At 73.3% G+C, this 26,251-nt stretch carries 26 protein-coding genes and 1 tRNA gene; 12 read left to right on the top strand and 15 right to left on the bottom strand.

Annotated features, from left to right (window positions below):
* The first annotated feature begins 122 nt into the window (after positions 1–122).
* The 3 genes from LBW97_RS06560 to LBW97_RS06550 are packed head-to-tail and all read left to right on the top strand — an operon-like array spanning position 123 to position 2,201.
* Positions 123–980, top strand: a complete 858-nt coding sequence (locus tag LBW97_RS06560; protein WP_224498604.1) for an NAD-dependent protein deacetylase — start codon at positions 123–125, stop codon at positions 978–980.
* Positions 977–1,270, top strand: a complete 294-nt coding sequence (locus LBW97_RS06555) for a biopolymer transporter Tol (protein WP_224498603.1) — start codon at positions 977–979, stop codon at positions 1,268–1,270. Before LBW97_RS06560 ends, LBW97_RS06555 begins: the two co-directional genes overlap by 4 nt.
* Positions 1,271–1,286: 16 nt before the next feature.
* A complete protein-coding gene (locus LBW97_RS06550; RefSeq protein WP_224498602.1) occupies positions 1,287–2,201 on the top strand; it encodes an MSMEG_6728 family protein in 915 nt (304 codons plus the stop codon).
* On the opposite strand, the gene LBW97_RS06545 is transcribed toward LBW97_RS06550, so the two are convergent.
* Together LBW97_RS06545 and LBW97_RS06540 are read right to left on the bottom strand one after the other, a co-directional pair.
* Positions 2,198–2,608: a PaaI family thioesterase gene (locus tag LBW97_RS06545; protein WP_224498601.1), complete on the bottom strand. Its 411-nt coding sequence runs from the start codon at positions 2,606–2,608 to the stop codon at positions 2,198–2,200. The genes LBW97_RS06550 and LBW97_RS06545 overlap by 4 nt on opposite strands.
* Positions 2,605–2,967 (bottom strand): VOC family protein, encoded by a 363-nt coding sequence (locus tag LBW97_RS06540; protein ID WP_224498600.1) that lies wholly within the window; start codon positions 2,965–2,967, stop codon positions 2,605–2,607. The genes LBW97_RS06545 and LBW97_RS06540 overlap by 4 nt, the downstream gene beginning before the upstream one ends.
* A 120-nt stretch (positions 2,968–3,087) precedes the next feature.
* On the opposite strand from LBW97_RS06540, the gene LBW97_RS06535 reads away from it, so the two are divergent.
* Entirely contained in the window at positions 3,088–3,789 is a 702-nt protein-coding gene (locus LBW97_RS06535) for a YbaK/EbsC family protein (RefSeq protein ID WP_224498599.1), read from the top strand.
* Here the strand turns inward: LBW97_RS06535 and mscL are convergent.
* From mscL to LBW97_RS06515, 4 genes are all read right to left on the bottom strand, one after another.
* Positions 3,786–4,229, bottom strand: a complete 444-nt coding sequence (mscL, locus tag LBW97_RS06530; protein ID WP_224498598.1) for a large conductance mechanosensitive channel protein MscL — start codon at positions 4,227–4,229, stop codon at positions 3,786–3,788. The genes LBW97_RS06535 and mscL overlap by 4 nt on opposite strands.
* Before the next feature lie 41 nt (positions 4,230–4,270).
* Positions 4,271–4,894 (bottom strand): Flp pilus assembly protein CpaB, encoded by a 624-nt coding sequence (gene cpaB, locus LBW97_RS06525; protein WP_224498597.1) that lies wholly within the window; start codon positions 4,892–4,894, stop codon positions 4,271–4,273.
* Positions 4,895–4,986: 92 nt separating this feature from the next.
* Positions 4,987–5,319: an FmdB family zinc ribbon protein gene (locus LBW97_RS06520; RefSeq protein ID WP_224498596.1), complete on the bottom strand. Its 333-nt coding sequence runs from the start codon at positions 5,317–5,319 to the stop codon at positions 4,987–4,989.
* A gap of 126 nt (positions 5,320–5,445) precedes the next feature.
* Entirely contained in the window at positions 5,446–5,949 is a 504-nt protein-coding gene (locus LBW97_RS06515; RefSeq protein ID WP_224498595.1) for a putative immunity protein, read from the bottom strand.
* A gap of 65 nt (positions 5,950–6,014) precedes the next feature.
* On the opposite strand from LBW97_RS06515, the gene LBW97_RS06510 reads away from it, so the two are divergent.
* The gene (locus LBW97_RS06510; protein WP_224498594.1) at positions 6,015–6,572 is read left to right on the top strand and encodes a sugar O-acetyltransferase; all 558 of its coding nucleotides are present in this window, start codon (positions 6,015–6,017) and stop codon (positions 6,570–6,572) included.
* Between the two features lie 21 nt (positions 6,573–6,593).
* On the opposite strand, the gene LBW97_RS06505 is transcribed toward LBW97_RS06510, so the two are convergent.
* The 6 genes from LBW97_RS06505 to LBW97_RS06480 all read right to left on the bottom strand — a co-directional run bounded on the left by LBW97_RS06505 (position 6,594) and on the right by LBW97_RS06480 (position 14,202).
* Positions 6,594–8,972: an excinuclease ABC subunit UvrA gene (locus LBW97_RS06505; RefSeq protein ID WP_224498593.1), complete on the bottom strand. Its 2,379-nt coding sequence runs from the start codon at positions 8,970–8,972 to the stop codon at positions 6,594–6,596.
* Positions 8,973–9,069: 97 nt separating this feature from the next.
* A complete protein-coding gene (locus LBW97_RS06500) occupies positions 9,070–9,480 on the bottom strand; it encodes a VOC family protein (RefSeq protein ID WP_224498592.1) in 411 nt (136 codons plus the stop codon).
* A 5-nt stretch (positions 9,481–9,485) separates the two neighbouring features.
* Positions 9,486–9,935, bottom strand: coding sequence for a helix-turn-helix transcriptional regulator (locus LBW97_RS06495; protein WP_224498591.1), 450 nt, complete (start codon positions 9,933–9,935; stop codon positions 9,486–9,488).
* A 127-nt stretch (positions 9,936–10,062) separates the two neighbouring features.
* A complete protein-coding gene (locus LBW97_RS06490) occupies positions 10,063–11,616 on the bottom strand; it encodes a carboxyl transferase domain-containing protein (RefSeq protein WP_224498590.1) in 1,554 nt (517 codons plus the stop codon).
* Positions 11,613–12,836 (bottom strand): CaiB/BaiF CoA-transferase family protein, encoded by a 1,224-nt coding sequence (locus LBW97_RS06485; protein ID WP_224498589.1) that lies wholly within the window; start codon positions 12,834–12,836, stop codon positions 11,613–11,615. Before LBW97_RS06485 ends, LBW97_RS06490 begins: the two co-directional genes overlap by 4 nt.
* Positions 12,837–12,864: 28 nt before the next feature.
* Positions 12,865–14,202: an SLC13 family permease gene (locus LBW97_RS06480; protein ID WP_224498588.1), complete on the bottom strand. Its 1,338-nt coding sequence runs from the start codon at positions 14,200–14,202 to the stop codon at positions 12,865–12,867.
* A 114-nt stretch (positions 14,203–14,316) separates the two neighbouring features.
* Between LBW97_RS06480 and LBW97_RS06475 the strand changes: the two genes are divergently transcribed.
* The 6 genes from LBW97_RS06475 to LBW97_RS06450 all read left to right on the top strand — a co-directional run bounded on the left by LBW97_RS06475 (position 14,317) and on the right by LBW97_RS06450 (position 21,531).
* Entirely contained in the window at positions 14,317–15,234 is a 918-nt protein-coding gene (locus LBW97_RS06475; RefSeq protein ID WP_224498587.1) for a UTP--glucose-1-phosphate uridylyltransferase, read from the top strand.
* 112 nt (positions 15,235–15,346) lie between these two features.
* Positions 15,347–16,771, top strand: a complete 1,425-nt coding sequence (gene glp / locus LBW97_RS06470; RefSeq protein WP_224498586.1) for a gephyrin-like molybdotransferase Glp — start codon at positions 15,347–15,349, stop codon at positions 16,769–16,771.
* Positions 16,772–16,785: 14 nt separating this feature from the next.
* A complete protein-coding gene (locus tag LBW97_RS06465) occupies positions 16,786–17,418 on the top strand; it encodes a GNAT family N-acetyltransferase (protein ID WP_224498585.1) in 633 nt (210 codons plus the stop codon).
* A 191-nt stretch (positions 17,419–17,609) separates the two neighbouring features.
* Positions 17,610–18,314, top strand: coding sequence for a hypothetical protein (locus LBW97_RS06460; RefSeq protein ID WP_224498584.1), 705 nt, complete (start codon positions 17,610–17,612; stop codon positions 18,312–18,314).
* 69 nt (positions 18,315–18,383) lie between these two features.
* Positions 18,384–18,457: transfer RNA gene (locus tag LBW97_RS06455), tRNA-Ala, on the top strand.
* Positions 18,458–18,690: 233 nt separating this feature from the next.
* Positions 18,691–21,531, top strand: coding sequence for a PQQ-dependent sugar dehydrogenase (locus tag LBW97_RS06450; protein WP_224498583.1), 2,841 nt, complete (start codon positions 18,691–18,693; stop codon positions 21,529–21,531).
* A gap of 55 nt (positions 21,532–21,586) precedes the next feature.
* Here the strand turns inward: LBW97_RS06450 and LBW97_RS06445 are convergent, their stop codons facing one another.
* Positions 21,587–23,095, bottom strand: a complete 1,509-nt coding sequence (locus LBW97_RS06445; protein ID WP_224498582.1) for a dolichyl-phosphate-mannose--protein mannosyltransferase — start codon at positions 23,093–23,095, stop codon at positions 21,587–21,589.
* 53 nt (positions 23,096–23,148) lie between these two features.
* Here LBW97_RS06445 and rsmI point away from each other — a divergent pair, with 53 nt between their 5' ends.
* A complete protein-coding gene (rsmI, locus tag LBW97_RS06440) occupies positions 23,149–23,988 on the top strand; it encodes a 16S rRNA (cytidine(1402)-2'-O)-methyltransferase (protein ID WP_224498581.1) in 840 nt (279 codons plus the stop codon).
* 58 nt (positions 23,989–24,046) lie between these two features.
* Here rsmI and LBW97_RS06435 read toward each other — a convergent pair whose 3' ends face one another.
* A complete protein-coding gene (locus tag LBW97_RS06435) occupies positions 24,047–24,934 on the bottom strand; it encodes an endonuclease domain-containing protein (RefSeq protein WP_224498580.1) in 888 nt (295 codons plus the stop codon).
* Positions 24,935–25,065: 131 nt separating this feature from the next.
* Positions 25,066–26,187: a magnesium/cobalt transporter CorA gene (gene corA / locus LBW97_RS06430; RefSeq protein ID WP_224498579.1), complete on the bottom strand. Its 1,122-nt coding sequence runs from the start codon at positions 26,185–26,187 to the stop codon at positions 25,066–25,068.
* Positions 26,188–26,251: the final 64 nt, after the last annotated feature.

The raw sequence follows: 26,251 nt of genomic DNA, 5'->3' as shown, positions 1-26,251 counted from the left end.
CGCGCGTCGGGGCAGAGAATAAGGGCTCGTGCCGTTTCCCGAAGTCCGGGGTCGGCGTGCCTGTGGAGAGTCGGTCCCTCCGGCCGGCGGCACGAGCGGCCTCCGGCAGGGACCATGGAGACGTGACAGTCGCTCCTCCCGCCGTCCCGGGGACGGCGGCCGCGCTCGACGCGCTGGCCGACCTCGTCGCCGATGGCGACGCACTGGTGCTCTCCGGCGCCGGCCTCTCCACCGACTCGGGCATCCCGGACTACCGCGGAGCCACCGGCAGCCTGCGCCGGCACACCCCGATGACCTACCAGACCTTCACCCGGAATCCGGCCGGCCGGCACCGCTACTGGGCGCGCAGCTTCGTCGGCTGGCGGCAGATGCGCGACGCCCGGCCCAACGACGGGCACCGTGCCGTCGCCTCGCTGCAGGCCGTCGGGCTGCTCAGCGGCGTGATCACGCAGAACGTCGACGGGCTGCACCAGGCCGGCGGCGCCCGCGACGTCGTCGAGCTGCACGGCGGGCTCGACCGCACGGTGTGCCTGGGGTGCGGCGACGTCGCCGGTCGCGCCGAGCTGGACGAGCGGCTGCACGCGGCCAACCCGCACTTCTGGCCGCGGGTCGAGGAGATCAACCCCGACGGCGACGCCGAACTGCCGGACGAGGTCCTCGACGGCTTCGTGATGGTCGACTGCCTGGCCTGCGGCGCCGGCCCGCTCAAGCCCGACGTCGTCTTCTTCGGGGAGACCGTGCCGCGCGACCGGGTGGACTCCTGCTTCGCGATGGTCGAGGAGGCCGGCAGCCTGGTGGTGCTCGGCTCCTCCCTGGCGGTCATGAGCGGGTACCGGTTCGTGCTGCGGGCGGCGAAGCTGGGCATCCCGGTCGCGATCGTGACCGTCGGCCCTACCCGGGGCGACGCGAAGGCCGACGTCCGCGTGGACGCGCCGCTGGGCGTGGTGCTGCCCGAGCTGGCCGCGCGACTCGCGGCGTGACCCCGGAGCGGACGCCGGACGGGCGGTACGTCGTCGTCGACGGCCGCCGGTGGCGGACCGCCGACCCGGCACTGCCCGAGGACGTGCGGGCCCGGCTGCTGCACCACCTGGGGGTGGCGCGTTCGGCCGTGCGCACCTCGAAGGGGGACGACCACGCCGTGGCCGCCGCCCGCGCGCGGGTGCAGCTGGCGAAGACCGGGCTGGGCGAGCGCGGGCCCGCCTGGTGGGAGCAGGACGACGCCGCCCGGCGCGAGCGGTGGGAGCTGGCACTGCGCGAGCTCGAGCGCTGACCGAGACTGGTCGGCGATGCAGACCTTCGTGCCGGTGCCCGACTTCGCCGACAGCGCCCGGCTCCTGGACTCCCCGCGCCTGGGCAAGCAGCGGGTGGAGACCCTCCAGATCCTGCGGGCGATCGAGCTGCCCGACTACGGCTGGGCCAGCCATCCCGCCGTCCTCATGTGGAAGGGCCGGACGCCGGCGCTGGTCGCCTACGGCCTGGCGATGGCCCGCGTGTGGCGGGAGCGCGGGTTCGCCGACAGCACCGAGGCGCAGATCGGCGAGTTCGCGCCCGACGTCGTCGGCCGGCCGCAGTCGGAGCTCGCCGAGGCCGGGCTGCTGCCCTCGTGGATCGGGAACGAGGAGCTGCACCTCTCGCACCGGTCGAACCTGATCGCCAAGGACCCGGAGTTCTACCGCGGCCGGTTCACCGAGCTCTTCGGCCCCGAGCCCGACGACCTCCCCTACCTGTGGCCCGGTCCGGACGACGTGCCGCCGGCGCCCGACCCCGAGGGTGTGCGGGTGTGGGTGGCCCGGCCGCGCAACCACAACGAGCTGGGCGCCTGCCTCGCTGCCGGCGTCGTCGGGCTGGGCACGCAGTCGGGGATCGACGTCGACGCGCAGGGCATGACCCCCGTGGAGCTCCGGGCGCTGTCCAAGGAGATCTCCGGTCGTCGCCCGGCCAAGGACCTCCGGCAGCTGTCGGCCTTCCTCGACGAGATGCGCCCCGGGGACCCGGTGGCGCTGCCGATCGAGCACGGCGCCGGCCTGCTGCTGGGTGAGGTGGTGGGGGAGTACCTCTTCCAGGGGCGCGAGCTGCTCCCGCACCGGAGGTTCGCGCGGTGGGACCGGGTCGTGCCGCGAGCAGCCGCCCGGCCGCCCGCGACCCTCCAGGACCCGCGCGCTCTCTTCCAGGTGACGCTCGACCCCGCCGTTCTGCGCTAGCCGGGCAGCGGCACGTTCTGCAGCCGCACCTGCCCGCGCGCGACGAGCTTGCCGTCCTCGCGGGCCAGCTGGACCAGCCAGAGCTGCTGGGTGCGGCCCTGCTGGATCGGCTCGGCGACCACGTCGAGCCGGCCGTCGGTGGCGCTGCGCAGGAAGTCGGTGGTGTTGTTGACGCCGACGGCGAACTGCCCCTTGTCCCGGACCGCGAGGCTCGCCCCGATGCTGGCGGCGGACTCGACGACGGAGCAGTAGAGGCCGCCGTGGACCACGCCCCACGGCGTGTGCTGTTCCGGGCCGAGATCGACGTGCCCGGTGACCCGGGTGCCGGTGGCCTCGGCGACGTCGAACTTCATCGCCGCGACGAAGGCGCCCGCGGCCGTGAGGTCCACCGGCTGCTCGGCGCTCACGCGGCGTCCCAGACCAGGCAGAAGGGGTGGCCCACCGGGTCGGCGTAGACGCGGAAGTCGCCGCCGCCGCCGGGCAGCGCGCGGGCACCGAGGGCGAGCACCTTCGGCTCGGCCTCTTCGACGTCGGCGACCCGGATGTCGAGGTGGAACTGCTGCGGCCGGCTCGGATCCGGCCAGTCCGGCGGCTGGAGGTCGGGTGCCTGCTGGAAGGCCAGCCGATAGCCGGCGCCGGTGACGACGACCCAGTCGTCGCCGGGCTCTCCCTTGCTGATCTCCATGCCGAGCAGCTCGGCGTAGAAGCCGGCGAGGGCGTGCGCGTCGGGCGCGTCGATCACGACGGAGTGGAGTTGACCGATCATGCGGCCATCCTTCCGCTCCGTCCCGCGTGCCGACAGCCGGAGGAGTGTCCCGCTTCGACGGGATCCGGCCACGCTGCCCCCCGCTGCGCGAGCGCGACGGCGTGCCGCAGGATCGGGGGCATGCCCGATCCCGCTGCACCCTCGCTCGGCTCGCTGACCTGGCTCCCGGCCGCCGACCGGCCCGACCTGCTGGGACCGCCGGTCGCCGCGGCGCTCCCGTCGCTGACCGGGGCGGCGTGGGTGGCCGAGATCGACGACGAGCGGGCCGACACCGCCGCCTTCACGGAGGCCTACGGGGTGCCCCTGGCCGCGTCGGCCAATTGCGTCGTGGTGGCGGCCCGCCGGTCGGGGGAGACGACGATGGCAGCCTGCCTGGTGCTCGCCACCACGCGGGCCGACGTCAATGGGCTGGTGCGCCGGCAGCTCGGGGCGCGCAAGGCGTCGTTCGCGCCGCAGGACGTGGCGGTCGCGGAGTCCGGCATGGCCTACGGAGGCATCACGCCGGTGGGGCTGCCCGCCGCCTGGCCGGTGCTCGTCGACGCCGCCGTCGCCGCGGCCGACCTCGTGGTGATCGGGTCGGGCACGCGGGGCAGCAAGCTCGCGGTTCCCGGGTCGCTGCTGGCCGCACTTCCCTCTGCCGTGGTGCTCGAGGGGCTCGGCCAGCCGCTGCCCGCCGAGGCCCCGGCCTCGCCGCCGGCCCAGCCGCTGCGGCTGGACCGCGCACCCGACGACAGCGACGTCGGCTGGGGCGAGCGCCCCTCGGTCTCCGACGACGACCAGCGCTACCTGGAGAACCGGCCGCCGCACTGGGGCAGCGACTAGAAGGACCCCGTCCTCCCCGACCCTCGTTCGCTCGGGTCGGGTCCCTGGGCGGGGCCGAGCCCTGCTTGCTGCGCGCGGAGCAGGTCGCGAATCTCGATCAGCAGCTCGGTCTCCGTCGGCGCGGCAGGGCCGGCCTCCTCGCCCTTCACCCGGCGCTGGAGCAGCCGGTGCAGCGGCAGAACCACGACGAAGTAGAGCACCGCGGCGGTCAGCACGAAGGTGATCAGCTGGCTGACGAAGGCGCCCCAGGTGAACTGCTGCTGGTTCACCTCGAACACCCCGCCCAGCTGGCCGCCTCCTCCGAGGACACCGATGAGCGGAGTCAGGAACGAGCTGGCGAAGGTGTTCACCAGCGCGGTGAACGCCGAGCCGATGACCACCGCGACGGCGAGGTCCACGACGTTGCCGCGGAACAGGAAGTCCTTGAAGCCCTTGAGCACCCGACCATCCAGCCACATCCCTGCCGACTGCGCGCAACCGGTCAGGGTGGCGGCAGGCTGATCGTGAGCGTCGCGCCCGCCGAGGCGGTCGCCAGCTGCGTCGCGGTGGCGTCGTCGACGGCGAGGAGCAGCAGCCCGGCGCCGGCGTCGTCGTCCCCCGCGGAACCGGGGGCGGCCAGGACGAGGGCCCCGGTGGCCACCCGCTCCGTCGTGCCGGTGTCGGTCGTCGTGGCCAGCACGTCGACCCGGTCGCCGGGGCGCACCAGGGCGGTGACGGCGAGATCGGCGAGGCGCACCGGTGCGGCCACCTGGCCCTCGGGCAGCAGGGTGGTGAGGCCGGCGCCGACCAGCCGCGCGTCGGTCAGCGGCTCGCCGCGACGCACGGGGCCGGCGAGGACCTGGTGGTGCAGGAGCTCGGTGCGGTCGACGACCCCCGACGGCACGGCGTCCTCGGGGAGCCGGACGACGGCCAGGTGCTGCGCCGACAGCCGGGTGCCGGCGGGCAGGTCCGAGGTGGCCACCACGACCGGACGGCCGGACGCCGCGGCCTCGGCGGGCGCGGGCCCCGGGCGCAGCGCCAGCACGAGGGCCAGGGCCGCCAGCAGGCCGGCGGCGAGGCGGCGGGCCAGCAGCGCGGGGGAGCGGGGTCGGCGCAGACGGGGCATGCGCCGACCCTGCGCGCTCCCGGGGGCGGAAGCGCCGTCCCGGGGAGAGCTGTGGAGAGGACCGGCGGCTGTGGACGCCGCCGGTCAGCCGGTCAGTTGGCGGCCTTGGCCGAGCTGCCGGAGGTGCTGGGCGCGGTGGTCGAGCTGCTCGACGAGGAGCCGCTGTCCTTGCTGCCCGACGACGAGCTCTCCTTGGGCGACGACGACGAGCTGGTGCTCGGGGCGTCGGAGGAGCTGCTGCTCTTGCGGCTGTCGGTGCGGTAGAAGCCGGAGCCCTTGAACACCACGCCCACCGAGCCGTAGACCTTGCGGACGGCGGCGCCGCACTCGGGGCACTCGCTCACCGGCTCGTCGGTGAAGGACTGCACGATCTCGAACTGGTGCTTGGTCTCGGGGTTGGTGCAGGCGTACTGGTACGTGGGCACTGCGGTGGCTCCCTGGTCGAGCGGAGGAACGCGGGGCTGGCACTCGGCCCCGTCGACTGCCAATCATGCGTCATGGGCCCGCCCGGCGTCCACGAAGCGGGGCGAGCGTCACCTCTGCCGGGTGGTTCAGCAGTCGAACGCCGACCAGCAGATGTCGTTCCGCAGCCGCTGGTCGTAGAGCACGAGCTCCCGGACCGCCTCCGGCAACTGGTCGCGCTGCCACCGGCACTCGGCCAGTCCCGCGTCCTCGCCGTCCGCCGCGCGCACGGCCTTGATCGCGTAGGCGGCCGCACCCAGCTCGTGTGCCGCGACGTGCGCGACCACCCCGGCCTGACCGGCGGCATAGGCGGCGAACCGGGCCGCACCGGTCAGGTCCCGCGCCGCACCCATCGCGTGACCGCCCGCCGCACGCGCCTGCATCATCCCGACCTCGCGGCGCACCCAGGCGCGGGCGTGATCGATCGCCCGGCGCGGTCGCGGGTCGTCGGGCCGGACCGCCTCGAAGAGGGGCAGCACGTGCTCCGCGCACTCCGCTGCCCAGAGCGCGAGGAAGTGGTGGTCGGCGTCGGTCAGGGTGCCGCCGCGGCGGATCGTGGTGAAGCGCGGGTCGCGGACCTCGGGCAGGATCACCGCCCGATCCTCCCTCCCGCGGCCCGTACGGTCGGACCACGAGCTCGGGAGCCGACGACCGCACGATGCGCGAGCGGATGCTCGCCGGCGACCTCTCTCTCGCCGACGACCCGGAGATCGCCGAGGCGAGCGCCCGCGCGCTCGACCTGGCCGACGCCTACAACGCGACGTCGGTGCGCCAGGGCCCGCTGCGTCAGCAGCTGCTGGCGGAGCTCCTCGGCGCGATCGGCGAGGGCACCGAGATCCGCCCGCCGCTGCGCGTGGACTACGGCAGCAATCTCCGCATCGGCGCCCGCTGCTTCGCGAACTTCGGGTTGGTCGCCCTCGACGTCGCGGCCATCACCATCGGCGACGACGTCCAGATCGGGCCGAACGTCCAGCTGCTCACCCCCACCCACCCGGTCGAGCCGGGCCCCCGCCGGGACAAGTGGGAGGCGGCGCAGCCCATCACCATCGGCGACAACGTCTGGCTCGGCGGCGGCGCGATCGTGCTGCCCGGCGTGACCATCGGCGAGAACACCGTGGTCGGCGCCGGGGCGGTCGTTCCCAAGGACCTCCCGGCGAACGCGATCGCGGTCGGCAACCCCGCCCGCGTCGTGCGCACCCTCGACACCGACGCCTGACCTCTCCCGCACTCCGGCAGGTCAGGCGCCGACGTACTCCGCGAGGTGCTGGGCGGTGAGCGTCGAGCGGTCGGCGACCAGGTCGGCCGGGGTGCCCTCGAAGACGATCCGGCCACCGTCGTGGCCGGCGCCGGGGCCCAGATCGATGATCCAGTCGGCGTGCGCCATGACGGCCTGGTGGTGCTCGATCACGATCACCGTCTTGCCGGAGTCGACCAGCCGGTCCAGCAGTCCGAGCAGGTTCTCGACGTCGGCCAGGTGCAGGCCGGTGGTCGGCTCGTCGAGGACGTAGAGGCCGCCCTTCTCCGCCATCCGGGTGGCCAGCTTGATCCGCTGGCGCTCGCCGCCCGACAGAGTGGTGAGCGGCTGCCCGAGGGTGAGGTAGCCGAGGCCGACGTCGACGAGCCGGTCGAGGATCGCGTGCGCGGCCGGCGTCTTCGCCTCGCCGGCGCCGAAGAACTCCTCGGCCTCGGTCACCGACATCGCGAGCACCTCGGCGATGTTCTTGCCGCCGAGGGTGTACTCCAGCACCGCCGCCTGGAAGCGCCTGCCCTCGCACTCCTCGCAGGGTGACTCGACCGTCGCCATCACGCCGAGGTCGGTGTAGATGACGCCGGCGCCGTTGCAGGCCGGGCAGGCGCCCTCGGAGTTCGCGCTGAACAGCGCCGGCTTCACCCCGTTGGCCTTGGCGAACGCCTTGCGGATCGGCTCGAGCAGCCCGGTGTAGGTGGCCGGGTTGGAGCGCCGTGATCCCTTGATGGCGCCCTGGTCCACGACGACGACGTCCTCCCGCTTGGCCAGGTTGCCGTGGATCAGCGAGCTCTTGCCCGAGCCGGCCACACCGGTGACCACGGTGAGCAGCCCGGTCGGCACGTCGACGTCGACCTTCTTCAGGTTGTTCTGGTCCGCCCCGCGGATCTCGATCGCGCCGGTGGACGAGCGCAGGCTCTGCTTCAGCGCCACCCGGTCGCCGAGGTGGCGGCCGGTCAAGGTGTCGCTCGTCCGCAGCTCCTCGACGGAGCCCTGGAAGACGATCTCGCCTCCGGCGGTGCCCGCGCGGGGGCCGAGGTCGATCACGTGGTCGGCGATGACGATCGTCTCCGGCTTGTGCTCGACGACGAGCACCGTGTTGCCCTTGTCGCGCAGCCGCAGCAGCAGGTCGTTCATCCGGGCGATGTCGTGCGGGTGCAGCCCGATGGTGGGCTCGTCGAAGACGTACGTGACGTCGGTCAGCGAGGAGCCGAGGTGGCGGATCATCTTGGTTCGCTGCGCCTCGCCGCCCGACAGCGTTCCGGCCGGACGGTCGAGGGAGAGGTAGCCCAGCCCGATCTGGACGAAGGAGTCCAGCGTGTGCTGGAGGCCGGCCAGCAGCGGCGCGACGCCGGGCTCGTCGAGGTCGCGGAGCCAGGCCGAGAGGTCGCTGATCTGCATCTGGCAGAGCTCGGCGATGTTCTTCCCGCGGATCCGCGAGGACCGCGCCTCGGCCGAGAGCCGGGTGCCCTCGCAGTCGGGGCAGGAGGTGAAGGTGATCGCCCGCTCGACGAACCGGCGGACGTGCGGCTGCATCGCCTCGACGTCCTTGGAGAGCATCGACTTCTGGATCTTCGGGATCAGGCCCTCGTACGTGAGGTTGAGTCCGTCGACCTTGATCTTGGTGGGCTCGGCGTGCAGCAGCGTGTCGAGCTGCTTCTTCGAGTACTGCGCGATGGGGGTGTCCATCGGGAGGCCCGCGCCGGAGAAGACCCGGCCGTACCAGCCGTCCATGCTGTAGCCCGGCACGGTCAGCGCGCCGTCGTTCAGCGACTTGCCGTCGTCGTACAGCGCGGTCAGGTCGAAGTCGGTGACCGCGCCCATGCCCTCGCAGCGCGGGCACATGCCGCCCTGGTAGACGGCTTCCTTGACCACGTTCTTCTCGACGCGGCCGCCCTTCTCGGTGCTCATGACGCCGCTGGCCTTGCGGGTCGGCACGTTGAAGGCGAACGCCGTCGGCGGCCCGATGTGCGGGTCGCCCAAGCGGCTGAACAGGATGCGCAGCATCGCGTTCACGTCGGTGGCGGTGCCCACGGTGGAGCGCGGGTTGGCGCCCATCCGCTCCTGGTCGACGATGATCGCCGTCGTCAGGCCCTCGAGGACGTCGACCTCCGGGCGGGCCAGGTTCGGCATGAAGCCCTGCAGGAACGCGCTGTAGGTCTCGTTGATCATCCGCTGCGACTCGGCGGCGATCGTGCCGAAGACCAGCGAGCTCTTGCCCGAGCCGGAGACACCGGTGAAGACCGTGAGCCGGCGCTTCGGGATGTCGACGCTGACGTCCTTGAGGTTGTTCTGCCGCGCGCCCACGACCCGGATCAGGTCGTGGCTGTCGGCGGCGTGCAGCGCCGTCTGCTCGGTCGGTGTGCTCATCCGGGGGGTCTCCGTCCGTGCGGGCCGGTCGCGTGCGCGACCCGCCCGGTGTCTATCAGCGGTGTCCGACAGTGGTGACTGCGCGGGCGACGACTTCTCAGCGCAGTTCCTGGATGCGGACGGTGTTTCCTGCCGGGTCGCGGAAGGCGCAGTCGCGCACCCCGTAGGGCTGGTCGGCCGGCTCCTGCATGACCTCCGCGCCGGTGGCCTGCACCGCGTCGAAGACGCCGTCGAGGTCCTTGGTGGCCAGGATCAGCGAGGCGAAGGTGCCCTTGGCCATCATCTCGGCGATGGTGCGGCCCTCGTCCGCGGTGATGCCCGGATCGGCCGTCGGCGGGTACAGGACGAGCTGGGTGCCGGACCCACCCGGCGCGCCCATCGTCAGCCAGCGCATGCCGTTGTAGCCGACGTCGTCGAGCAGCTCGAAGCCGAGGGTGTCCCGGTAGAAGCCGAGGGCGGCCTCCGGGTCGTCGGCCGGGAGGAAGGTCTGGTGGATGGTGATGTCCATGCCGGTCACGCTAGGGACGCCGTGGTCGCCGGCGCTTCTCGATTCCTGACCGGTCTGGTGGCCTGCTTCGCGAGGCACGACGGGATCCCCGCCGTCGCCCCGGACGCCTCCCGCCGGTAGACGCTCGGCGGCATCCCGACCAGTTCGGTGAACCGGGTGCTGAAGGTGCCCAGCGACTGGCAGCCGACGGCGAAGCAGACCTCGGTGACGCTCAGGTCACCGCGCCGCAGCAGCGCCATCGCCCGCTCGATCCGGCGGGTCATCAGGTAGCTGTAGGGAGATTCGCCGTAGGCCCGCTTGAACTCCCGGCTGAGGTGGCCGCTGGACACGTGCACCCCGCGGGCCAGCGCCTCGACGTCCAGCGGCTGCGCGTACTCCCGGTCGATCCGGTCGCGGACCCGGCGCATCAGCGCGAGGTCGCGCAAACGCTGCGCCTCCGCGGGGGTCCCGACCATGATCGCGATCCTGCCAGCGGGGACGGCGGAGGAGAACCCGGCTCCGCCGTCGGGGGGAGTGTGCGCCCGGGGCGGGTTTCCGGGCGGAGAACCCGCCTCGGGCGCGCAATACCCCGGTGCGCCGCCGTCAGCGGCCGAGGTGGCGGTACCGGTGCAGCCGGGTGCGGAACCGCTCGGTGTCGTCGCGGCCCAGCAGCCCGGCCAGCTCCTCGCCGAGCACCCGCCCCAGCCGCAGGCAGAACTCGATGGGCTCGTCGGCGGCGTCGGGCCGCTCGGGCACGACCCGGTCGACGATGCCCTTCCGCCAGAGGTCGGTGGCCCGGACCCCCTGGTTCGCGGCCATCTCGTCGGCCCGGTCGGTGCTGCGGTGCACGATCGCCGAGGCGCCCTCGGGAGGCAGCGGGCCGAGCCAGCCGTTCGCCGCGGCCAGCACCCGGTCCGCCGGCACCAGCGCCAACGCGCCGCCGCCGGTGCCCTGCCCCAGCAGCACCGCCAGGGTGGGCGCCTTGAGGATCACCAGGTCGTGCAGGCAGCGGGCGATCTCCCCGGCCAGCCCGCCTTCCTCGGCCTCGCGGGACAGCGCGGCGCCGGGGGTGTCGATGAGCGTGACGAGCGGCAGCCGCAGCTGCTCGGCGAGGTGCATGCCGCGCCGGGCCTCGCGCAGCGCCGCCGGGCCCAGCGGCGCGGACATCGACTGCCCGCGCCGGTCCTGGCCGAGCACCACGCAGGGCGCGCCGCCGAAGCGGGCCAGCGCGAGGAGCAGGCCGGGGTCCTTCTCGCCCGCGCCGGTGCCGGACAGGCCGACGACGTCGGTCGCCGCGGTGCGCAGCAGCCGCCGCACGCCGGGCCGGTCCTCCCGCCGCGACGCGGTCACGACCTCCCAGGCGCTCCGCCCGTCTGTGCCGTCGACCCCGCCCGCCCCGTCGGCGTCGATGCCGTCCTCGGCCGTCGGGCGCTCGGCGCCGGCGACGTCGTGGTGCCAGGTCTGCCGCGCGGCCAGCACCCGCAGCGCGCGGTCGGCGACCTCGGCGATCTCCTCGTGCGGGACGACGGCGTCGATCAGCCCGTGGTCGGCCATGTGCTCGGCGGTCTGCACGTCCTCGGGGAACGGCTCGCCGTAGAGCGCCTCGAACACCCGCGGGCCGAGGAAGCCGATGGAGGCGCCGGGCTCGGCGATCGTCACGTGACCGAGCGAGCCCCACGACGCCAGGACGCCGCCGAAGGTGGGGTTGCGCAGATAGACCAGGTAGGGGAGCCCGGCCTCCTTGTGCCGGGCGATCGCCGCGGTGATGCCGATCATCTGGAGGAAGGCGACGGTGCCCTCCTGCATGCGGGTGCCGCCGGAGACCGGTGCGGCCAGCAGCGGCAGCCCCTCGTCGGTGGCCCGCTCGACCGCGGAGATCAGCCGCTCGGCGGCGGCCACCCCGATCGAGCCGGCGAGGAAGCCGAACTCACCGGCGACGACGGCGACGCGACGGCCGCGCAGCCGCCCCTCGCCGGTGATGATCGACTCGTCCTGGCCGGTCTTCTCCGCGGCGTGCTCCAGCTCGCGGGCGTAGCTCTCGCCCACCCCGCGCGGCGGGATGGGGGAGTCCCACGACTGCCACGAACCGGCATCGAGGACCAGGTCCCGCAGCCCCCGGGCGTCGAGTCGGGCGGGCCGGTCGGTCGGTGCGCTCACGGGGCGGGATCCTCCTGGGTCGCGGCCAGCCAGGCGCGGATGGCGTCGCCGTCGGCACCCAGCACCGGGGGAGCGGCGTGGTCGCGGCGCGTGGTCTCGGTCTCGCCGTCCGGACCCGGCGCGAAGAACCGCAGGGGCGGCCCCGGCAGCTGGAGCCGGCCCAGGGTCTCGTGGTCCACGTCGACCAGCAGGCCCTGCGACAGGGTCTGGTCCCAGCCGTAGACCTCGTCGATCGTGCGCACCTTGCCCGCCGGGATGCCGGCCGCGGCCAGCCGGGCCAGCAGGTCCTCGGGGCCGATGGAGGCGAACGCGCCCTCGAGCAGCTCGATGACCTGCTGCCGGTTGCCCACCCGCTCGCCGTTGGTGGCCAGGCCCGGGGCGTCGGGGTCGAAGCCGAACTCGGCGCAGAGCTTGCGCCACAGCCCCTCCGACCCGCAGGAGAGCTGCACGCTGCCGCCCTGGCAGCGGAACAGGCCGTAGGGGGCGATCGAGGGGTGGTGGTTCCCCTGCGCGGAGCCGACCTTCCCGGCCACGGTCCACGCCGTCCCCTGGAACGCGTGCACGCCGACGATGGCGGCCAGCAACGACGTCCGCACCACCTGGCCGCGGCCGGTGCGCTCGCGCTCCATCAGGGCGGCGAGCACGCCGTAGGCGCCGTACATCCCGGCCAGCAGGTCGCCGATCGGCACGCCGACCCGCTGCGGGTCCTCGGGCCCCGGCCCGGTGAGCGACATCAGCCCGCCCTCGCCCTGCGCGATCTGGTCGTACCCGGCGCGGCCGCCCTCGGGGCCGTCGTGGCCGAACCCGCTGATCGCCAGGGTCACCAGCCGCGGGTTGAGCTCGGCCAGCACGTCGGTGCCGAAGCCCAGGCGGGCCAGGGTGCCGGGCCGGAAGTTCTCCATCAGGACGTCGGCCCGGCGCAGCAGCTCGGTGAGCACCGCCTTGTCGGCGTCGTCCTTGAGGTCGAGGGTGATCGACTCCTTGTTCTTGTTCGCCGACAGGAAGTAGGTCGACTCCCGGGCGGCGTTGCCACCCGCCCCACCGCCCCGGCCGTCGGGCTCCACGAACGGCGGGCCCCACCCGCGGGTGTCGTCACCGCTGCCCGGGTTCTCCACCTTGATCACGCGGGCGCCGAGGTCGGCCAGCATCATCGCGGCGTGCGGCCCGGCGAGGGCTCGCGTCAGGTCGACGACGAGGACGCCGTCCAGGGGGCCAGTCATGGAGTGATCCTCGCCTACGGATATCGGCTCAGAGCCAGCCGGGGACGACGAACACCAGCCACGCGAGCAGCGGTCCGGCGGCCACGACGATCCCGGCGTAGGCCAGGATCTGCTTGTAGAAGCGGTCCCTGTCCACGTCCTGCGCGTTGGCCAGGACCAGCGCGCCGTTCGTGGAGAACGGGCTGACGTCGACGATGGTCGAGGCCACGGACAGGGCGACCACCACGCCGACGGCGCCGATCTCACCGGCGAGCAGGAACGGCACGGCCAGCGAGATGGCGACGCCGATGATCGCCGTCGACGACGCGAACGCCGACACCACGCCACCTATGTAGGCCAGCAGCAGCGCGATCAGCAGCGGTGCGCCGAGGCCGATGACGGCGTCCCCGACGTAGTCGATCGTGCCCGCCTCCTGCAGGACGAATACGAAGGTCAGCACGCCGGCGATCAGCAGGATCGTGCTCCAGCTGATCTGGGTCACCGCGCCCTTGTGCTGCTGCGCGGAGAACAGCGCGAGGACGACGGCGACGGTGATCGAGACGAACCCGATGTCGAGGTCGAAGGCCAGCGCCAGGACCGCGACTGTGGCCAGTCCGATCAAGGTCAGGATCTGCTCGAACCGGACGGGCTGCGGCACGTCCGGGTGGATGTGCTCGTCGTCGTCGCCACCCACCGCGGGCCCGGGCGCCGCACCGTGCCCACGGACGACGGTGCCGTGCGCGTGCTCGGTGTGCGGCACGCCCTCGGCGGCGACCTTGCGACCCAGCAGCGACCGACCACCCAGCACGAGGAACAGGACGAGGGCGATCGCGATGTTGAAGAACAGGCTGCCGAGGAAGATCGTCAGCGGGCTGCTGGGCAGGTCCTCCTCGGCGACGATCCGGTTCACCGTCACGCCGTAGACGCTCAGCGGGGAGAACCCACCGCCCTGGGCGCCGTGGATGACCATCATGCCCATCAGCAGCGGGCTGATCCCGTGCCGCGCGGCGAAGGTCAGCGCGATCGGCGCGATGATCGCCACCGCCGCGGGGGAGAGGGCTCCGATCGCGGTGAGCAGCGCGGTCACGAAGAACATGACCCACGGGATCGCCGCCACGTGGCCGCCCACGAGCCGGACCGCGCCGCGCACCAGCAGGTCGACGGTGCCGTTGTTCTGCGCGATGGCGAACAGGTACGTGACGCCGATCAGCGTGAGCACCAGCCCGGACGGGAAGCCGCCCAGGATGTCGTCGGTGGAGAGCCCGACCGACAGGGTGCCGACGACGAAGGCGGCGACGAACGCCAGCGCCCCCATGTTGATCGGCAGGAAGGTCGCGATCGCGAAGATCACGACCAGCGCGAGGATGGTGACGATTTCTGGCGACACGATCTCTCCCACGTCGTCGGGGGTGAGGATCAGGCAACTTTGACAGTCACCCGTCGGTAGCGCCTGCTCAGTCGCTCGTGCTGCTCAGCGGCCCGCGCTGGCTAGGCTGCCCGCATGTCGAACCTCGCGCGCCGCCCGGCCCGGAAGGCGGTCATCCCCGTCGCGGGGATGGGCACCCGCTTCCTCCCCGCCACCAAGGCGGTGCCCAAGGAGCTGCTGCCGGTCGTCGACCGGCCGGCCCTGCAGTACATCGTCGAGGAGGCCGCGCGCGCCGGCCTCGGCGAGGTGCTCATGGTCACCGGCCGCAACAAGGCGGCCATCGAGGACTTCTTCGACCGCGTGCCCGAGCTCGAGGCCGCCCTGGAGAAGAAGGGCGACGCCGACCGGATCGCCGCCGTGCACGAGTCCACCGAGGTCGCGCAGGTCCACTTCGTCCGGCAGGGCGAGGCCCGCGGGCTCGGCCACGCCGTGTTGCAGGCCGCGGCGTTCGTGGGGGACGAGCCGTTCGCCGTCCTCCTGGGCGACGACCTCATCGACGCCCGCGACCTGCTGCTCGAGGAGATGCTGGCAGTCCAGGCCGAGCACGGCGGCTCGGTGATCGCGCTGCTCGACGTCGGCATGGAGAACATCGACAAGTACGGCGCCGTCGCGATCCGGGAGGACGTGCAGGAGGGCGTCGTCACGGTCACCGGCCTGGTCGAGAAGCCGCCGGTCGAGGAGGCCCCCAGCAGCCTGGCGATCATCGGCCGCTACGTGCTGGCCCCCGAGGTCTTCGACGTCCTGCGGGAGACCGCGCCCGGCCGCGGCGGCGAGATCCAGCTGACCGACGCGCTGGCCACCCTCGTGGAGCGCGGCGAGCCCGTGCACGGCGTCGTCTTCGGCGGCCGGCGCTACGACACCGGCGACAAGCTCGACTACCTCAAGGCGGTCATCCGGCTGGCCAGCGAGCGCGACGATCTCGGTCCCGCGCTGCGCGGCTGGCTGCGCGACTTCGTCACCGAGCTGCCCGCCGAGGGCGCGTCGTCGTCCTGACCGGCGCTCGGCGGGGCACGATCGGGCGGCGACGCGGAACCGGAGGTCCTCCGGCTCCGTCGGCGTGCGAGCCGTTGCCGGGCCACGGCACGGCAGGACGACGGTGGTGAGGATGTCGGGGCACAGCGACAGCGGCAACAGCGGCGGCGGATCCGGGGTGAACCGGGACACCGCCCAGGTCGACATGCCCGTGGCGCCACCCCAGCGCTCCGGGCCGATCGGGGTGCGCGGCTCGACGCCCGTGCCGCCCAAGCCGGCCCTCACGGGGCCGGTCCCGCTCCCGGCCGACGGGCGCTCGGACGCCTCGCCGATGGTGCGCACCGTGGAGCGGCACCTCGACGAGATCCTCGCCGCGGTGCCGCAGCCCGATGCGATCGAGCTGGCCGTGCTCGACGCCCAGGGGCTGCTCTGCGCGGAGGACGTCGTCAGCCAGCGCGCGCTGCCCGCGTTCGACCAGGCGGCTTTGGAGGGCTACGCGGCCCGGGCCGAGGACGTCGCCCCCGCCTCCGTGCGACGCCCGGTGGAGCTCGCGGTCGTGGGGGAGAGCGTGGCCGGGCTGGACGCGCCGACGGCGATCGGCCCCGGACTCGCGGTCAAGGTCTCCGCCGGGGCGATGCTGCCGGCCGGCGCCGACGTCGTCGTCCCCGGCGTCTGGACCGACAACGGCACGGCGCGGGTGGCGGTCCAGGCCGGCCCGCCGCCGGGCAGCTACGTGCGCCGTACCGGTGACGACGTCGCTCCCGGCGACTCCGCCGTCCACGTGGGCACCCCGATCGGACCGGCGCAGATCAGCCTGCTCGCCGCCGTCGGCAGGGACCGCGTGCTCGTGCGTCCGCGGCCTCGCGTCGTCGTGCTCAGCGCGGGCAGCGAGCTGGTCGACGTCACCGCGGCCCCCGCACCGGGGCAGGTCGTCGACGTCAACAGCTATGCGCTCGCCGCGGCCGCCCGGGACGCCGGCGCCGACGCCTACCGCTCCGGCATCCTGCCCGCCGACCCCCGCCGGCTCTCCGAGGTCCTGGAGAGCCAGCTGCTGCGCAGCGACCTGATGCTGATCTCGGGAACCCTGAGCGGCAGCGGGTTCGACGTGGTGCAGGAGGCGCTCGCCCAGCTGGGCGAGACGCGGTTCCGGCAGGTGGCGATGCACCCCGGCCCGGCGCAGGGCTTCGGGCAGCTCGGCCGGGACGGCGTGCCGGTCATCTGCGTGCCCGGCGAGCCGGTGGCGGCGCTGGTCTCCTTCGAGGTGTTCGTGCGTCCGGCGATCCGCCTGATGCTCGGCAAGCGGCAGCTGTTCCGCCGCACGGTGCAGGCCATCTCCGGGCAGCAGCTGCTCTCCCCGCTGGGCTACCGCCAGTACCTGCACGGCACGGTCATGCGGCATCCGGACGGCGGCTACGTCGTCGAGCCGGTGGGCGACGCGACCGACGCCCTGCTGGCACGGATGGCGCGGGCGAACTGCCTCATCGTCATCGACGAGGACGTGACCGAGGTGGCCGCGGGCGGTCTGGTCACCGTGATGCCGCTGCTCCTCGGCGGCTGACCCGCCCCGGATCCGTGACCGAACCGCTGCTGCACCCCGGTTGGCCGGCCCGGCTGGCCTCCGGGCCGGTCGAGCTGCATCCGCTGCGCCGGCGCGACGCCGCGGAGTGGAGCCGGCTGCGGATCGCCAACGAGAGCTGGCTGCGCCCCTGGGAACCCACCCCCCCGGTGCCGTGGGTGCCCCGGCACAGCCCCGCCGCCTACCGGGCCATGCGACGGACGGTGGCGCGCCGCGCGCGGCTGGGCACGTCGCTGCCCTTCGCCGTCCGGGTGGACGGGCGGCTGGCCGGTCAGGTGACCGTGGACAACATCGTCCGAGGTGCCCTGCGCACCGGCCACCTCGGCTACTGGATCGACCGTGCGGTCGCCGGCCGCGGCGTCGCCTCGCTGGCCGTGGCGCTCGTGTGCGACCACGCCCTCGGGCCGGTCGGCCTGCACCGTCTGCAGGCCGACATCCGGCCGGAGAACCTGCCCAGCCAGCGACTGGTGGAGCGGCTCGGTTTCCAGCGCGAGGGACTGCTGCGCCGCTACCTCGACATCGACGGCGACTGGCGCGACCACCTGACCTACGCGCTGCTCGCCGAGGACCTGCCGCGCGGCGTCCTGACGCGCTGGCGCGAGATGTCGCCAGGTCGATCCGTCGACTGATCGGCGCGCCGACATAGCACGCACGGTGGTGGCCGCCAGGGCTCCCGCGGACGACACGCCGTCCCCCGTCACACCGGTCCCACAACACATCAACGACACGCCCGCGCGCCTCCCTGATCGCGCCGTCGTCCCTGCTTAGCCTCGCCTGGCGAGTGACTGATGTGACAGGTGGTGTTCCTATGGGATCGGGTGTGCTTCTCGCCGCTCTGGTCGTGCTGTGGTTTGTCGTGCTGGTGCCCATGGTGGTGACCCGTGGCGATGCCCAGGACGGCCGGACGACGGCTGCCGACTCCGGCCGCACGCTGCAACGGCGGCGTTCGGTGGAGACGGTGCGACACCTGGCGACCGAGCGGGTCGAGATCGACCGCGAGGTCCTGCGCACCACCGGTGAGCTGAAGGTGGACGTGCACGCTCTGCGGCGCCGGGCCCTCGGCGGCCTGGTGCTGGCCACGCTGGCCTCACTGGCCGGCGCGCTGCTGATCAGCCCGTGGCTGTGGATCGCCCAGGGCGTGTTCGGCCTGGCGACCGTCGGCTACGTGCTGGTCCTGCGGAAGGTGGCCCGCCGCGAGCGGATGGCCGCCCGCCGAGCGGCGCGCGTCGCTGCCCGTGCGTCGATGCAGGCGCGGCCCCAGGCCGCTCCGGTGCCGGCGCCCGTCCAGCGGACCGCCCCGCCGGCCGAGCTGTGCGAGACCGTGGCGCAGCAGGGCATGCCCGTCCTGCCGCACCCCAGCGTTCCGCTGGCCCCGGTGCACACGCTGCGCCCGGGCCGGGTCGTCGCGGCACGCACCCCGGCGCCGGCCGGCTGGCAGAACAGCGCGGTGGTCGGTCTGGACGACGACGACATCGGTTTCGCGGACATCGACGAGTACCGCCCCGCCCGGGCGGCCAACGCCTGACGGCTCCGCCGCTTCCCGACGCCCCGGTGGTGGCGTCGGGGAGCGGGGCCGCTAAACTCGTTCCCGCAAGGGGCTGTGGCGCAGTCCGGTAGCGCACCTCGTTCGCATCGAGGGGGTCAGGGGTTCAACTCCCCTCAGCTCCACCCAGTACGAAGGCCGGACCCGATCGGGTCCGGCCTTCGTCGTTCCCGGGGGTGTTCGGTACCCGACGCTCCGGCGCGACGCTCCGCGCGCGACCTCGTGCTATGACGAAGCGTAAGAGATTTCGTGACTCTGCGTGCACGGGGGCGTGCTGCCGGAGAGGGCTTACCGGACGCCGACGCGACGCCGCGCGGGGTCCTTGTGCCGGACCCGGCATCCGTGACATCCACCGTGCATGCACCAGCAGGGCAACGAGACGGTCGGGTACGGAGCGCGGCGCAGCCGCTGGGGGATCGGGCTGCTCAGAACAGCGGTGGTGGCGGTCCTCCTCGCCGGCCTGGCGGTGGTCGTGCCCGGTACCGCGCAGGCGGCGCCGTACCTCCCCGCAGGCTTCGCCGTCCAGACCCTGCCGAGCGGCCAGGACGCGCTCCTCACCGACTTCGACTTCGCGCCCGACGGCAGCTGGTTCACCACCGGCAAGGACGGGCGCGTGGCATGGGTGTCGCCGTCGGGACAGGCGCGGACCCTGGCGAACCTGCCCGTCGTCACCGTCCAGGACCTCGGCCTGAGCGGCGTGGCCGTGGCCTCCGACTACGAGACCTCCCGGACGATCTACCTGGCCCGCACGTTGATGGTGAACAACCAGTGGACGATGCGGCTGTCGGCGCACCCGGTGGTCCAGGGCACGGGGGGCCCGGTCGGCCTCGGCGCGGAGCGGGTCATCTGGAACCTGCCGATCCAGTCCGACGTCCACACGATCACCGGCATCGTGGCCGCCAGCGACGGGACGCTGTGGGTGTCCATGGGTGACGCCGCCGACTTCCGCGTCGTCGACCCGCTCGCCCTGCGCGCCCTGGACATCAACACCGGCTACGGCAAGGTGCTGCACATCCACCCCGACGGTCGCGGTGTGGCCGCCAACCCGTACTACGACGCCGCCAACCCCTCGTCCTGGAAGAGCCGCGTCTACGCCTCGGGCTTCCGCAGCCCGTTCCGGCTCAGCCTCGACCCCACCACCGGCACCCCCGTCCTCGGTGACGTCGGCTGGAACACCTGGGAAGAGGTGAACCTGATCCGCCCGGGCGCCAACTACGGCTGGCCGTGCTGGGAGGGCAACACCCGCACGCCCGGCTACGCCGACCTCGCCGCCTGCCAGGGCGTCGGCAACACCGCCCCGCTGTGGACCTACGTGCACGGTCCGCTCGGCACGAGCATCACCGGCGGCATCGTCTACACCGGGTCCAGCTACCCGACGACCTACCGCGGGTCCTACTTCTACGGCGACTACTCCTCCCAGCGGGTCTACACGCTGCGCTACGACGCCAAGGGCGCCCTGGTCCGCCAGCCGGAGGCGGGTGGCTTCGGCGTGGAGAACGGGCTCCCGGTGGACTTCGAGGCGCACCCGGAGAACGGCGACGTCATGTGGGCCGACATCGGCAGCAGCACGATCAAGCGCCTCGTGTACGGGCCCGGCAACCGGCCGCCGACGGCGGTCGCGTCGTTCACCAACGACCCGGTGACCCGGACCGTCACCTTCGACGGACGTGACTCCACCGATCTCGACGGGCACGCGCTCACCTACCGCTGGGACTTCGGCGACGGGACGACGGCCACCGGCTCGACGCCGACGAAGACGTACGCGGCTCCCGGCACGACGGCGCGGACCGTGAAGCTGACGGTCACCGACTCCCTCGGTGCCACCGGCACGACGTCGTTCACGGTGGTGCCGGCGAACGCCGCGCCCAGGCTGACGCTCGCCGCACCCCCGGCGGACCGTCGGTTCGCCGTGGGAGAGACGGTGGCGGCCTCGGTGGCCGCGACCGATGCGGAGGACGGGAACCTGGCCTCGAAGGTCTCCTGGAGCGTCGTGCAGGTGCACTGCAGCGGCGGCTACTGCCACGACCACCCGGGCACCACCACCGCCGGGCCGACCTACTCCGCGCCGTTCGTCGACCACGGTGACTCCACCAGCCTGCTGATCACCGCGAGGGTCACCGACTCCGCCGGCATGACCGCCCGCGAGACGTTCGAGGTGCAGCCCCGCACGCGGATGCTCACCGTGGGGGCGAACGCGCCGAGCGCGGTCACCGTCAACGGCACGGCCCGCGCCAGCAGCGAGGTCACCGTCGGTGCCCAGGTGTCGGTCATCGCTCCGGTCACCGCGGCCGACGGCGTCGCCACCTTCGACCGGTGGAACGACGGCCAGCCGCGGGAGCGCTCCTTCCGCATGGGCGACGCCGACCTCACGCTCACCGCGACCTACTCGACGCCCATCGACCGCCGCTACGCGAGCGACGCCGCGGTGCGGGCGGTCCTGGGTGCGCCCAAGGGGGCCGAGGCCGGGGACGCGGCGCTGCGCTACCGCGAGTACACCGCCGGCCGGATGTACTGGACGCCGGCGGTCGGCGCCAAGGAGGTGCACGGAACGATCCTGGCCACCTATCTGGCGCAGGGCGGGCACGTGCGGCTCGGGGTGCCCACCACCGACGAGCTGAGGACGCCGGACGGCGTGGGCCGGTACAACAACTTCAGCGCCCTCGGGGCCACCATCTACTGGACGCAGGCGACCGGCGCCAAGGCCGTGTACGGCGACATCGCGGCGGTGTGGCGCAAGCTCGGGGCGGAGAAGAGCCCGCACGGCTACCCGAAGTCCGACGAGCGGCCGACCCCCAACGGGCGCGGCCGGTTCAACGACTTCCAGAACGGCGGCATCTACTGGACGACGGCGACGGGCGCGCACAGCGTTCGTGGCGCCATCTACGACGTCTGGGCGAAGTACCGGTACGAGGCCGGGCACCTCGGCTTCCCGCTCACCGACGAGCGGGGCACCCCGGACAAGGTCGGCCGCTACAACCACTTCGAGGGCGGCTCGGTCTACTGGACCTCGAGGACCGGTGCGCACGAGATCCGGGGTGCGATCAAGGCCCGGTGGGAAGCGTTGGGCTGGGAGACCTCCTACCTCGGGTACCCGACGTCCGACGAGCTCGTCGTCGCCAACGGGCGGCGCACGAACTTCGAGCGCGGCTACATCGTGTGGGACGCGCGCACCGGGGCGGTGACCGACCGCAGGTACTGAGCACGGCAGCGCCCGGCCGGGGAGGTCCCCGGCCGGGCGCTGCCCGTTCAGCCGCTCAGAACCAGGAGGGGAACCACATCCGCGCAGCCCACTCGGCGTTCGACAGCGGAACGCCGGTGAGCACCGGCCAGAAGAAGACGAAGGTCCCGGCCACGACGGCCACGTAGAGGCACGCCGATCCGAGGCCGAGCTGCCGGCGCAGCCAGGAGGCGTCCGCCCGACCCACGACGTCCTGCAGGGCCAGCGCGACCGCCAGCACGAAGAACGGCAGGGCGGGGGCCATGTAGAAGATGAACATCGTCCGGTCCAGGTTCACGAACCAGGTCAGCCAGCCGGCCGCGATGCCGACCGCCCCGACCAGGGCGACCGGGTCCCGCCGGGTCACGAGCCGCCAGACCAGCCACAGCAGGGCCGGGGCGAAGAGGAGCCACAGCGTGGGCGTGCCGACCATCAGGATGTAGCGGATCACCTGCTCGCCCCGGTCGTCGGCGAGGCCCTGCGGATTCCACAGCAGGATCGGGCGGCCGGTGACCAGCCACGACCACGGGCCGGACTCCCAGGGGTGGGAGCTGGACAGCCCGTTGTGGAACTCCAGCCACTCGGCGTGCTGGTGCCACAGCGAGCGCAGCGCGTCGGGGATCCAGGGGTAGGCGGTCTCCGGGTTCTGCTGGGCCCACGCCTTGCCCTGCGACGTCTCGCCGAGGAACCAGCCGGTGAAGCTCGCCAGGTACGTCAGCACCGGCACGACGGCCAGCGCCCAGAGTGCGCCGGGCAGCCCGCGGCGCGCCGCCGTCCGGGTGGGGCGGGGGACGCCGGCCTCGCGCCAGGCCGCCCGGTCCCAGAACACCGACAGGATCGCGAAGAACGCCAGGAACCAGATGCCGCTCCACTTCACCGCGACGGCGCAGCCGAAGAGCACGCCGGCGGCGATGCGCCAGCCGCGCGGTCCCAGCCGGAACCCCGACGCGCCGACCTCGGCGGCCGCGCGCACCCGCGCGCGCACGACGTCGCGGTCCACCACCAGGCAGGAGACGGCGGCGAGCACCAGCACCTGCAGGAAGATGTCGAGCAGCCCGATCCGCGAGAGCGTGAACTGGAAGGCGTCGGTCAGCAGCAGCACGCCGGCGAACAGGCCGATCAGGGTGGAACCGGTCAGCCGGCGGGTGAGCCTGAACAGCAGGACGACGGCGATCGCGCCCGCCACCGCCGAGGGGAACCGCCAGCCGAACGAGTTCTGGCCGAACAGCAGTTCGCCGACGCCGATGAACCACTTGCCCAGCGGCGGATGGACGATGAAGGAGTAGCCGCGGTTGTACTCGTGGCCCCAGGTGAGGAGCTCCTCGGCCTGGACCGGGTAGTAGGCCTCGTCGAAGATCAGGTCCTTCGGATAGCCGATGCCCCAGAGCCGGAGGGTGAGGGCGAGGACGCCGAGGACGGCGCTGATCAGCCACGATGTGCGGCGGTCCGTCGGCAGCGGCGGGACGACGTCGCGCTGCGGTCGGGGCGGGCGCAGCCGGCGGGGGGACGGGGCCCCGACGACCTGTTCGGGAGCCAGGACCGCCATGCCGTCAGGGTATGTGGACCGGCTCCGCGGCCTGCCGTGACAGGCTCGTCGTCGTGAGCGGACGGCTGGTGCTGGGTGGAGCGCCCCTGGGACAACCCGGCGACGTCGGTCCCCGGCTGCGCGAGGTGATGGCGACCGCCGACGTCCTGGCCGTCGAGGACACCCGGCGACTGCACCGGCTGGCCGCCGACCTGGAGGTCCGGTTCACCGGGCGCGTGGTCACCTTCCACGAGTCGGTGGAGCAGGCGCGGCTGCCCGGGCTGCTCGACGCCCTGGGCTCGGGTGCGACGGTCCTGCTGCTCACCGACGCCGGCATGCCCTCGGTCTCCGACCCCGGCTACACGCTCGTGCGGGCGGCGATCGACGCCGGGTTCGACGTCACCTCGGTGCCGGGACCCTCGGCGGTCACCACGGCGCTCGCGGTCTCCGGGCTGCCGGTCGACCGGTTCTGCTTCGAGGGCTTCCTGCCGCGGAGGTCGGGGGAGCGGCGGTCGACGTTCACGGCGCTGGCCGACGAGCGCCGGACGATGGTCTTCTTCGAGTCACCGCACCGGCTGGCCGATGCGCTGGTGGACGCCGCGGCGGTGCTCGGCGACGACCGGCCGGCCGCGGTGTGCCGCGAGCTGACGAAGACCTACGAGGAGATCCGCCGGGGTGGGCTCGCCGAGCTCGCGGCGTGGGCGGCCGAGGGCGTGAAGGGCGAGATCACCCTCGTGGTCGCCGGGGCGCCGGTGCGGACCGTGGAGCTGACCGCGGCCGAGATCGCCGCCGCCGTCGCCGCCGAGGAGGCCGCGGGCGAGACGCGCAAGGACGCCATCCGCGCCGTCGTCACCCGGACCGGGCTGCCCAAGCGCACCGTCTTCGACGCCGTCGTCGCCGCCAAGACCCCCTGACCCGCCGCTGCTGCGCCGCTGTGCGCAGATCGTGGTGATGCAGCCGCCATGACCACGATCAGCGCACAGTCGCTTGATCCAAGAACGCGACCACACGAGCGATGTGCTGTGCCGGGTCGCGCAGGTCGGCGGCCGTCACGAAGAAGACGCGCCAACCGGCGGCATGCAGTCGGTTGAGCCGGCGACGATCGTGGGCGAACTGGTCCGCCGCGGCGTGCCACAGGCCGTCGTACTCGAGAGCGACCTTCCGCTCGGGCCAGGCGAAGTCGACGCGCGCGACGAAACCGGCACGGTCGCGGACCGTGAACTGAGCGACCGGCGGGGGAAGGGCGCTTCGCCCGACCAGCAGCCGGAGGCGAGTCTCCTGCGGGGACTGGGCCAGCCCGTCCGCGAGAGCGCAGGCCCGCCGGGCGCGAGAGGCACCCGGTCCGCGCGCGTCTGCGGCGAGGGACCGGACGTCTTGGAGGGTGGTGAGCCCGGCCGCGGCCAGTCGGTCGACAGCCACCACGGCTTCATCGCCGTCCGACGACGACGCCAGCCTCAGCGCCGTCGCCGCAGGGGAGGTGACCGGGACATCTCGGTGCAGTCGGACGTGCCCGACGGGGAGCGCGGCCCTGCGTACCTGCACGCCCGGGATGCGGCGCGGGTTCGCGGAGGGCGGCATCGTGAGTTCGACGTCGGTCTCGACGGCAGCCATGTCGACGCCCCAGAGGACGGCGGCGCTGCGACCGGTGACCACGGATCCGGGCACCACCAAGGCGGCTGCGGCGCATGCCCTCAATGCATGCGTGACGGGGTGGTCGTCGTGGACGTAGACGTCCTCGAACAGCCGTCGCCAGGCAGGTCCACGCAGCTGGTTCGGCGTCAGGAGCCCGTCGGCGACGGCTCTGCTGCCGCGGAAGGCGCCCTGCCTGAGCGTGGGAGGGGCGACAGCGACCGGAGGCACCAGCGGAGGCTGCCGCATCGGCCGGTCACTCCGCTGCGATGTCCACAGCCTCGGGGCGGGTGTGCGCAGATCGTGGTGATCGCCGCGCCATCACCACGATCTGCGCACAGACGCACCAGCCGAGGGTCGGGCTAGAGCCAGCCGTTGCGCTTGAAGCCTCGGTACAGCAGCACGCACGCGCCGATGATGACCAGCCACACCAGGGGATAGCCCCAGCGCGACTCCAGCTCGGGCATGTGCTCGAAGTTCATGCCGTAGATGCCGGCGATGGCGGTCGGGACGGCGATGATGCCCGCGTAGGCGGAGATCTTGCGCATGTCCTCGTTGTCGGCCATCGACGTCCGCGCGAGCGAGGCCTGCAGGATCGACGTCAGCAGCTCGTCGAGCCCGTTGACCTGGTCGCGCACCCGGATCGCATGGTCCATGACGTCGCGGAAGTACGAGCGGATCGCGTCCGGGACGACGTCGATCGGCCGCTCGGCCAGCTTCTGCAGCGGCACCTCCAGCGGGGAGACCGCCCGGCGCAGCGCCATGAGCTCGCGCTTGAGCTGGTACAGCCGCCCGATGTCGTCGGTGCGGTCGGGGCTGAACACCGACGCCTCCAGCTCATCGACGTCCTCCTCGACCGCGCCGGCCACCTCGACGAAGGTGTCCACCACGAGGTCGGCGACGGCGTAGAGCACCGCGGAGCTGCCCAGGCAGAGCAGGTCGCGCTGCTCCTCGAGGCGCTGCCGCAGCTCGGCCAGCGGGTTGTGCTCCCCGTGCCGCACGGTGATCACGTACCGCTCGCCGAGGAAGACCATCACCTCGCCGGTGTCGACCACCTCGCTGGTGGCCGTCAACTCCTCGTGCTCCACGTACGTCGCTGTCTTGAGCACCATGAACAGCGCGTCGTCGTACCGCTCGAGCTTGGGCCGCTGGTGGGCGTAGACGGCGTCCTCGACGGCGAGCGGGTGGAGGTCGTACCGCTCGCCGATCGCGCCCAGCTCCTCCTCGGTCGGCGCGAACAGCCCGAGCCAGACGAAGCCGCCGCGCTCCTCGGCGACGGTCAGCGCGTCCTCCGGAGCCACCGGTTCCTGCCGGCGTCCGTCCACGTACACCGCGCAGTCGACGACGGCGTCGACGCCCGGGCGGCGGGTGGGTGTGCGCCGCTGCTGGCCGGCCGGTCGCGGGCGCAGCGTGGGCGGGCCGCTGAGGGGCGCCTCCGACGGCAGTTCGAGCGGCGCGGCGGGGGATGTGTCACCGGTGGTCATCGCGGCCCCTCCTGGAGGTGTCCTCGGGCGGATGCAGCGTAGGCGTGCGGCGCGCAGGAACCCG

Source organism: Blastococcus sp. LR1, from assembly GCF_020166105.1.
GTDB lineage: Bacteria > Actinomycetota > Actinomycetes > Mycobacteriales > Geodermatophilaceae > Blastococcus.
This window is presented reverse-complemented; position numbering and strand designations above follow the sequence as displayed.